Origin of the sequence: Pseudoalteromonas sp. Z1A6 (genome assembly GCF_011378745.1) — a bacterium.
Taxonomy (GTDB): Bacteria; Pseudomonadota; Gammaproteobacteria; order Enterobacterales; family Alteromonadaceae; genus Pseudoalteromonas; species Pseudoalteromonas arctica.
Genome location: NZ_WTKW01000167.1, coordinates 1 through 9,014 on the forward strand (window position 1 = coordinate 1; position 9,014 = coordinate 9,014).

Annotated in this window: 5 protein-coding genes and 2 pseudogenes; 1 reads left to right on the plus strand and 6 read right to left on the minus strand. The window is 40.1% G+C overall.

The annotated features are described in order from the left end of the window. The 5 genes and pseudogenes from GQR46_RS11670 to nirB all read right to left on the minus strand — a co-directional run. Window positions 1-394, minus strand: a pseudogene (locus GQR46_RS11670) (sensor histidine kinase); the annotation flags it as partial. 269 nt (window positions 395-663) lie between these two features. Further along, window positions 664-1,926 carry a nitrate- and nitrite sensing domain-containing protein gene (locus GQR46_RS11675; protein WP_165741033.1) on the minus strand — a complete coding sequence of 421 codons (1,263 nt, stop codon included), beginning with the start codon at window positions 1,924-1,926 and terminating at the stop codon, window positions 664-666. Between the two features lie 274 nt (window positions 1,927-2,200). Continuing rightward, on the minus strand, window positions 2,201-3,064 hold the full coding sequence (cobA, locus tag GQR46_RS11680; protein WP_165741034.1) for a uroporphyrinogen-III C-methyltransferase: 864 nt from the start codon (window positions 3,062-3,064) through the stop codon (window positions 2,201-2,203). 9 nt (window positions 3,065-3,073) lie between these two features. Next, window positions 3,074-3,427: a nitrite reductase small subunit NirD gene (nirD, locus tag GQR46_RS11685; protein ID WP_165741035.1), complete on the minus strand. Its 354-nt coding sequence runs from the start codon at window positions 3,425-3,427 to the stop codon at window positions 3,074-3,076. Continuing rightward, on the minus strand, window positions 3,414-5,987 hold the full coding sequence (gene nirB, locus GQR46_RS11690) for a nitrite reductase large subunit NirB (RefSeq protein WP_165741036.1): 2,574 nt from the start codon (window positions 5,985-5,987) through the stop codon (window positions 3,414-3,416). Before nirB ends, nirD begins: the two co-directional genes overlap by 14 nt. Window positions 5,988-6,381: 394 nt before the next feature. Here nirB and GQR46_RS11695 point away from each other — a divergent pair, with 394 nt between their 5' ends. Then, a complete protein-coding gene (locus tag GQR46_RS11695) occupies window positions 6,382-8,535 on the plus strand; it encodes a pyridoxamine 5'-phosphate oxidase family protein (RefSeq protein ID WP_165741037.1) in 2,154 nt (717 codons plus the stop codon). 71 nt (window positions 8,536-8,606) lie between these two features. On the opposite strand, the pseudogene GQR46_RS11700 reads toward GQR46_RS11695, so the two are convergent. Continuing rightward, a pseudogene (locus tag GQR46_RS11700) lies at window positions 8,607-9,014 on the minus strand (hypothetical protein); the annotation flags it as partial.

Genomic DNA, 9,014 nt, shown 5'->3' on the forward strand with positions numbered 1-9,014 from the left:
TTTTTTGTAAACTATTTAAGATTAACTTTTCTTTTTCGGTAAGTCGCGAATTACTTGGTCGGTCAAATATAAACCACCCAAATTTAAGGTTTGAGGGCAAAATAATAGGTGATACCACTCTAAATATTTTAGGATCATGTTCGATAATCGATTCATTAAAAACGTCATCAGATAGTTGCTCTTTAGCGACTGTTATTTTTGAACCTGATTTATATAGCTCAACGGAACGTTCAGGGAGGTTAGCAACAATAGAAAATGCGGTGGCATCAAAAATAGTTAAAATTAGCTCAGCAAAGCTTTTTAAGCTTGTTTGAATACCATTATCAACAGGCGTAATTAATTGCTGTTCATCAATTAATGATACATCTGCAATATAACTCTCTACATTGGGCATTCAAAATCCTACAACACTATTAAATAAATACGCCTCAACAAAATGAGATGTAACAAATGATTAACTTATTGTAGTTGATTATTTTGGATGCGTTGAATAATTTGCATTATAAATTGACTCCACATAAGAGCCTTACCTTATTGTAGTCAGTAGGTTATAAATCTATTTTTAAATACAGAGAAGGCTTAAGCTAGGCGAGCAACTTATAACTGAGTAAATAAGCACTAAGCGGGGTGGTGTTCTTATCAAAACCAATAAGAACAGCACTTTTAATCGCTCATTTGTACTATTGTTTGCGCTACGCTAAATAAGGTTTTATGCGTATCCATTGCTTGTTTTTGTAGCTGTTTATGGGCTTGCTCTTCAGTGAGCTTTAACTGCTCAATAAGTATGTACTTGGCTTGGTGAATGACCTTTTGCTCACTAATTACTTTTTTAGCGTCAAGTAACGCTTGGTTTATTTGTTTTATATGTTGGCTTTGCTCAATAATTAAATCGTACATACTTTTATTAGTATTGAGCTTATCGGCCGCTATGTTTTGGCCTACTTCTGGCTTTGGTTGCTTAATGGCTAATTGGCCAAAAGAAGGCGCTATGTGCTGCTCTGCCATATTGTTAAGTACCTGCTTATTTGTATTTAAACTACGTTGAGCACAGGCTATTTGCATTGCTGCGGTATCAATTAATTGATCTGCTATATTTTGTTCAATTTTGTGCATTATATCTATGCGCGTAGTGGTTACTTCGTACCATACTTCGCTCAGTTGTGAGAGCGGTTGAGCATTCTCGTCATCGAGTTTTTGCAGTAAACTTCTAAGTTGCTCCACCTGATTATTAACCTGATGCGTTGTTAGTGTGGCAAAGCATTTTAAAAGGTGCTCATCGGCGTATTCATTAAAAAATTCAAAGCTGTGGTTTTGTTCTTGTACAAAGTGCGCGAGCTGCTGTTTTTGCTCAGTGGTAAATTTACTTGCTGCAAATGCTTGTGCACCACAGGCACGCTCTTGTCCTGCGTACTCTTTACCTTGCATAAAATTGAAAAATGCGACTAACAAACGCGTTATTTTAGGATCGCTTGCGCCATCTGCTGCCTCTAAAATAATATTGAGTAAACTAGCAATTAACTGCGTGAACGACTGCGTAGCATGTACTGCACTAATGTTTTGTTGTGCTATTTGCTTGCGCAATACCGGTAATGCATCGAGTGCTTGTAAGCTGTAGGTAATTAAATTAAATAACCGAGTATGGCCCGTATCGGCGTTGTCGTTTATAAATGTTTGTTTAAGAGAATCATAAAATGCAGTTTGTGCGCTGTTGCTTAAAGGGATTTGTTCTTGTAATTGTGTTTTAAATCGCTCTCGATTTGAGGCCAAAAATATATTACTCATTGCGCGTTCTTTTTGTAACTGATGTACAAAATCGCCTAACTTAGTGAGCGAGGAACAACTGTTTTGTAATTGCTTTAGCGCGTGTATTTCTTGATATTTAGCAGCTAATAAAAACTGTTTTGTGAGAGGATTGTTTGTCGCCATTGATATTATTCCACACTTTTTTGTTTTTAAAGTGCAACCACTGTTCCAATCATTAATAAATTTCATCATTGAATTTAAAATCAAGCTAATACAATTGCTTAAAGTGTTATTTTTGTTTGTCACTGTGTTTCTATAATTTAACTTACCATTACTTTTAACTTATTTGGTGCATTAAAGCATGTTATTGCACACAACTTGAACCTAAATTAAAAACAAAAAAAGCGCCTACTCCTGGGGAGGTAGTAAGCGCGAAAAGTGCATTATTCATTTTGTATCATGCGTTAACATTCATACTGTTTAATAACTCAGGGCTAATTGCCATTTTATGATTTATCACTTCACCAATCATAATTAGGGTAGGGCCTTGAAGGTTGTGTTTAGCATGCTCATTTACTATCAGTTCAAGCGTACTGGTAATTACCTTTTGCTTAGTAGTAGTGGCATTTTCGATTAGTGCAATGGGTGTATTACTTGGCCAGCCCACTGATTGTAAACCGTTGCTTAGCGTTTGTAAGCGCGAAAGCCCCATATAAACCACTAAAGTGGGGTTGTTGTTTCCAGGCATAAACGCGTAATTTTTCCAATGAGGCTGCTTGTTAGGATCGGCAAACTGCGCCGTTAAAAACGTAACACTGCGCGCTACGTCTCTTGCTGTAAGCGGAATACCCGTATAAGCGGAAGTAGCACAAGCCGTTGTAACACCTGGCACAATAGCAAAATTAATATTATGCTTGGTAAGTGCATCAGCTTCTTCGTTAATACGTGCAAATATACTCGGATCGCCGCCTTTTAAACGCACTACGTTTAAGCCCTGTTGCGCGTATTTAACCAGTAGTTCGCAAATGTTAGCTTGGGTCATCGAATGCTTACCCGCACGTTTACCTACAAATACACGCTGCGCTTTTTTAGGCAGTGTTTTTAATAAATCATCGCTTACTAACCAATCGTATAAAACAACATCGGCGGTATTAATTAAACGCTGCGCTTTTACCGTAATTAGCTCTGCGTCTCCTGGGCCGGCACCAATTATATAAACGTTGCCGCTTTTAGCACTGCGATCATTTGAGCTTGTTAGCTTAGTAACAAGCTTATTTAGCCACACGTTTTCAATACCCGAAAAATAAGACAGTACACTCATAATATTCCCCTAAGCCACAGCTGTTGTAACTTTTGGTTCAGAGCTTATAAATACACTGCGGTCTTCAATTTTTGCATTAAAAACCGGTAGGTGTATTGCTTCTGCTTCTAAGCATTCACCTGTTTCTAGGCAAAAGTGCTGCTTATATAAAGGCGATGCGACCACTAATTTATTATCGATAGAGCCAATAATGCCACGCGATAATACATTGGCTTTGCCAATAGGGTCGTAATTGCTAATAGCAAACACAGCCGTTGGATTTTGCGGAATATAAAAAATAGCCACTTGCTGATTATTAACTAATGCGCATACGCCGCTATTAGCCACTAGGTTGTCGATTGTTCCAATATTATGCCAAGACATCAGCTTGCTCCTCTTCAACTTCCATTACTGGAATACGGTTTTGTGTATTACGTTGCTCACGTTTTTCGGCTTCTGTAGCAGGGCGAATTTGGTTACGCTCTTGCACAAACAAAATGTTGTCGTCGGTTTCGGGGCTATTAACAAACTGGCGGAATCGTTTGGCTGCATCTGGGCTTTCAATTGCTTTTTTCCACTCACATGCATAGGTTTGTGTAATTAATTCCATTTGCGCTTCTAGCTCGTCGCAAATGCCTAAGCTGTCGTCAATGACTACGCTTTTAAGGTAGTCTAAACCGCCTTCAAGATTTTCCATCCATACCGACGTACGTTGTAATTTGTCAGCTGTTTTAATGTAAAACATAATCACGCGGTCAATGTATTTAATCAGTGTTGGCGTGTCTAAATCGGTCGCAAATAAATCAGCATGGCGAGGGCGCATACCGCCATTACCACACACGTATAAGTTCCAGCCGTTTTCGGTAGCTATAATGCCAATATCTTTACTTTGTGCTTCGGCGCATTCGCGGGTACAACCCGATACCGCCATTTTAAATTTATGCGGTGCACGTAATCCTTTGTAGCGGTTTTCAATTTCGATTGCGTGTCCAACGCTGTCTTGCACACCATAACGACACCACGTACTACCCACACACGATTTAACTGTTCTAAGAGACTTACCATAGGCATGACCGGTCTCAAATCCGGCTTCTATAAGTCGCTCCCAAATAACAGGAAGCTCTTCTAAGCGTGCACCAAATAAATCAATACGCTGACCGCCAGTGACTTTGCAGTACAGGTTAAAATCTTTTGCTACTTGTCCAATTACAATGAGTTTGTCGGGCGTTATTTCGCCGCCAGCAATACGCGGTACCACAGAGTACGAACCATCTTTTTGCATATTTGCTAGGTACGTATCGTTAGTGTCTTGCAGGCCAACATGGGCGGGTTCTAAAATGAAGTCGTTCCATGTTGAGGCTAAAATAGAGCCAATGGCAGGTTTACATATTTCACAGCCATGACCGCTGCCGTGTTTAGTTAGTAAGTCATCAAAGCTTTTAATGCTTTCTACTTTAACCATATGCAGTAGTTCTTGGCGTGAATACGCAAAGTGCTCACATACATGGTTGTTAACTTCAACTCCACGGCTTGCTAATTCGTTATCAACAACTGACTTTAATAACGCGGCACAACCGCCACAGCCGCTTGCTGCTTTAGTACATGATTTTACCGAGGCTAAATCGCATGAGCCGCCATCAATGGCACCTACAATGTCGCCTTTACTTACATTGTGACACGAACAAATAGTGGCTGTGTCGGGTAGGGCGCTGCCCGATAACGACGGCGCACCACCGCTGTCTGGCAAAATTAAGCACTCAGGATTTTCGGGTAAGTCCATGTCGTTAAGCATGTACTGTAATAAAGTATCGTAATCGCTGGTGTCGCCAACAAGTACAGCGCCCAGTAATTTATCGCCTTTTTCACTTAGTATGATTTTTTTATAACAGCCGCGAATAGCGTCTTGGTATATAAGCTCTTTACAGTCTGGTGTTTTTGCGTGAGCGTCGCCAATTGAGCCTACTTCTACGCCTAATAACTTAAGTTTTGTGCTCATATCAGCACCTAAAAACTCAAGCTCGCCACCACTTAATTGGCTCGCTGCAACGCGTGCCATGTTGTAACCTGGTGCAACTAAGCCAAATAGCTTTTTGTCCCACAGAGCACATTCGCCAATGGCTAAAATATCAGGATCAGATGTTTGGCATTGGTTATTAATAATAATACCGCCGCGTTCACCCAGTTCTAAATCAGCAATTTTACCGAGTTGGTCGTACGGGCGAATACCGGCAGAGAACAAAATTAGGTCTGTTTCTAAAAATGTCTCGTCCGAAAAATTTAACCTAAAGCGGCTCGTTTCGCCTTTGACTATTTCGCTGGTCGCTTTTGATGTATGTACTGTTACGCCAAGTTTTTCTATTTTATTTTTTAGTAGCGTACCGCCTTGTCCATCAAGCTGAACAGCCATAAGTTGCGGGGCAAATTCAACTACGTGGGTATCAAGCCCTAGTTGTTTAATTGCATTTGCGGCTTCAAGCCCCAATAAACCACCGCCAATAACTACACCGCTTTTACTTACGGCGGCACTGGCTTTTATTTTTTCTAAATCTTCTAATGTGCGATACACCAAGCAATGGGGTTGGTCGTTACCTTTTATAGGCGGCACAAACGGGAACGAACCGGTTGCAAGTATCAGTTTGTCGTACAGGTATTGCTCACCCGTTAGTGTTGTCACTACTTTTGCAGCTCTATCAATACCTTCAACCCACTGGCTTGTATGCACATTAATATTGAGCTGTTTGTAGTTGTCGTGGGTGGTAAGTGCTAAATCGGCAGCCGTTTTACCATCAAATACACTTGATAAGTACACGCGATCGTATGCAAGATTTGCTTCTCCGCAAAGTACAGTAATGTCTGCGTTGGCATCGCTTTGGCGCATTTGTTCAACAAAGTGGTGTCCGACCATACCATTACCAATAATGAGTATTTTTTGCGAGGTTTGCATAGGGCATTCCTTAAAGTGACGGTTTAAATACAATTAACAAAAAAGCCCGCCACAAATACGCATTATGCATAACTGTGTGCGGGCTTCTTTGCCGATGGTTGCTAATAGCTAGTGTGTTCACAACCTAAATTTTTGCCGTAAGTAAAATAGGCTTGTTAATAGAATGTTTGCAAAAACACAGCCAGTTTTATAACTTATTGTTTAAAAGGCATTTAATGTGTTTTTAGAGTGAGGATAAAACCAGTTTTGTTATATGTTGGTGCGCGCCTGGCACTAATAGGGTGCAAGTATTGTCATTGTTTTGTGCATTATCAGTCAATAAAACACCCATTATCATTTATTGTGTATTGAGTTAAATTTAACCCATAAAATACGCACACAAATTACGAGCGAAATGACTAACACAAACTCAATAGATGCTTCACCTTTTCATGAAGGCGAGCTGGCAATACAAGACAAACTCGGTAAACGAGAAATAATGGCACCATTTGGCAAGCGTGCCGTGCGCTCATTTATGCCAGAGCAGCATCAAGCCTTTTTTGAGCAGTTACCATTTGTGGTTGCAGGCAGTGTTGATGAAAACGCCGATGTGTGGGTATCTATTGTTTCAGGGCAGTCAGGCTTTTTAAGCGCCCCAACTTCCACGTCGTTATTAATGACGCACGCGGTTGATAAAAGCGACCCTCTACATAACACGTTAAAGATTGTAGGCTCACCAATTGGTTTACTAGGCATTGAGCTGAGTACGCGTAGGCGTAACCGTTTAAATGTGCGTGTAGGTGAGGTAATTAGCGATAATAAGGTGAGTTTTAATGTTGATCAATCTTTTGGTAATTGCCCGCAGTATATTCAAACGCGCGACTTAACGTTTAATAGAGATCCTTTACTTAAAAGTAATGCAGTGCAAAAAGTTGAATTTAATACGCTTGATAACGCCGCGACAACGTTAATTGACACCACAGATACATTTTTTGTTTCAAGCTTTATAACGGCAAAAAACAATCCAAAAATTGAAGGTGTTGATGTTTCTCACCGTGGGGGAATGCCAGGTTTTGTAAAGCGCGAAGGTAATACATTAACGATTCCTGATTACGCAGGTAACAATTTTTTTAATACCATGGGTAACTTTTTATTAAACCCAAAAGCAGGTTTGTTATTTCCTGATTTTGACACGGGTAATGTATTAATGCTTACCGGCAGCGTTGAAATTTTATGGGACGGGCATCCAGAGCTTAAAGGTTTTATTGGTGCAGACCGAGGCTGGAAATTTACCGTTACTAAAGGAATGTGGCTTAAAAACTTACTCCCTTTTACTGCCAAATTTGATGCTTACTCACCTAACACTAAAATGACGGGCACGTGGCTTGAGGCTGATAAAAACAAACAAGCCGAAAAACTAAAACATGCTTGGCAGCCTTTAAAAGTAACTAAAATAATTAAAGAGAGTGATGTAATTACCTCCTTTTATTTAGAAGGGCACAACAACACAACCTTGTTACCGTTTAAAGCTGGGCAGCACTTAACCGTACAAATACCAAGTAAAAATAGCGACAATAACAACAGTAATAGCAAACCTGTTACTAGAACCTACACCGTTTCATCAAGCCCGCATGAACTCTTTTATCGGTTATCGATTAAAAAAGAGCTCAGTGGCGAGGTGTCTAACTACTTTCATAATAACGTAAAAGTAGGCGACGTTATTTTAGCTAAATACCCACAAGGGCAGTTTTTTATTGACCCCACCAGTACCAAACCTGCGGTACTTATTGGTGGTGGAATAGGGATTACACCTATGATCTCAATGGCTAAACACATTGCTCATGAAGGTGTAAGAACCCGCTATACACGCCCTTTGCATATTTTCCACAGTGCTAAAAACGCCCAACAGCGTGCGTTTTACAACGAGCTGAAAACACTTGCAGATACGAGTGGCGGGGCAATTGATTACTATTCACTTTTATCGCAGCCTGAGCTTGATGAAAAACAAGGCGATGGCTTTAACGTAAAAGATAAGAGCTTTAATTTAAAAGACGAAAGCTTTGATTTAAAAGGGCGAATAAATGCTGATGTGCTTAGATCTTATTTACCGCTTGATGACTACGAGTTCTTTTTATGCGGACCTGCTGCGTTCATGCAGCACGTATATAACGAGCTGATACTACTCGGTGTGAAGGATAAAAACATATTTGCAGAAGCGTTTGGACCCTCCGCTATTAACCGCAAAGTGCTTATCACAAGCGAAGCGCCTAATAAAAGCAACGAGGTTAGCGTTGAGGAAGCAGATAACACCGTAATTAAATTTAGTAAATCGGGCTTTGAACAACGCTGGAACAAAGGCGACAACACGATCCTTAATGTAGCCGAAGCTCATGGCTTAGAACCTGAGTTTGGCTGTCGAAACGGCAGCTGCGGCAGTTGCGCCGTAAAAATAAATGCAGGGAGTGTGGTTTATCGAAATAACGTAAGTTACCCGGTAGAGACAGGGCAGGCGCTAATTTGTTGCGCCGTACCTGCTAAAGGCGTTGATGAGCTTGATTTAGAGCTGTAGTTGTTAATATAGAGCTTGAACTATAAGAGCATATGGTGGTGCTGAAAGTTAGAGACCTCCATTTCCCCCATTTATATGTATAGTTCGCGCTTAACGCAGCTACGAAATAGTTTATATTTTTCTAACAGGTCATCAGTTAAATTTATGATTTCAAGTGCATGCTTATTATACTTCCCAAGATTATCCTCTTCCCCACCACGATCAGGATTGAGCTCGGGATAAAGGCAATATGTTTGATTTTCCATAGCGACATGTGAGGGGTGATGGAAAAAATGGAGTGCCGTCCAGTTCATGACTTTTGATAAGGATTGACCAAATTCAGTAAATTTTACATTTAATTCTGCATTGAGAAAATCGTACTCAGTTTCTTGTGAATAATAAACAAAATCTTGCAATCTTACTTTATCACTCCTGTTATATGAATGATTGCTCGTTAGCGAGGATATATATTCTGTTAGATAGAATTCTTCGAAGCCTTT

Bases quoted from the DNA above. Each gene is read 5' to 3' on its own strand.
- GQR46_RS11675 (WP_165741033.1), bottom strand. From the start codon at position 1,926: ATGGCGACAAACAATCCTCTCACAAAACAGTTTTTATTAGCTGCTAAA.
- cobA (WP_165741034.1), bottom strand. From the start codon at position 3,064: ATGAGTGTACTGTCTTATTTTTCGGGTATTGAAAACGTGTGGCTAAAT.
- nirD (WP_165741035.1), bottom strand. From the start codon at position 3,427: ATGTCTTGGCATAATATTGGAACAATCGACAACCTAGTGGCTAATAGC.
- nirB (WP_165741036.1), bottom strand. From the start codon at position 5,987: ATGCAAACCTCGCAAAAAATACTCATTATTGGTAATGGTATGGTCGGA.
- GQR46_RS11695 (WP_165741037.1), top strand. From the start codon at position 6,382: ATGACTAACACAAACTCAATAGATGCTTCACCTTTTCATGAAGGCGAG.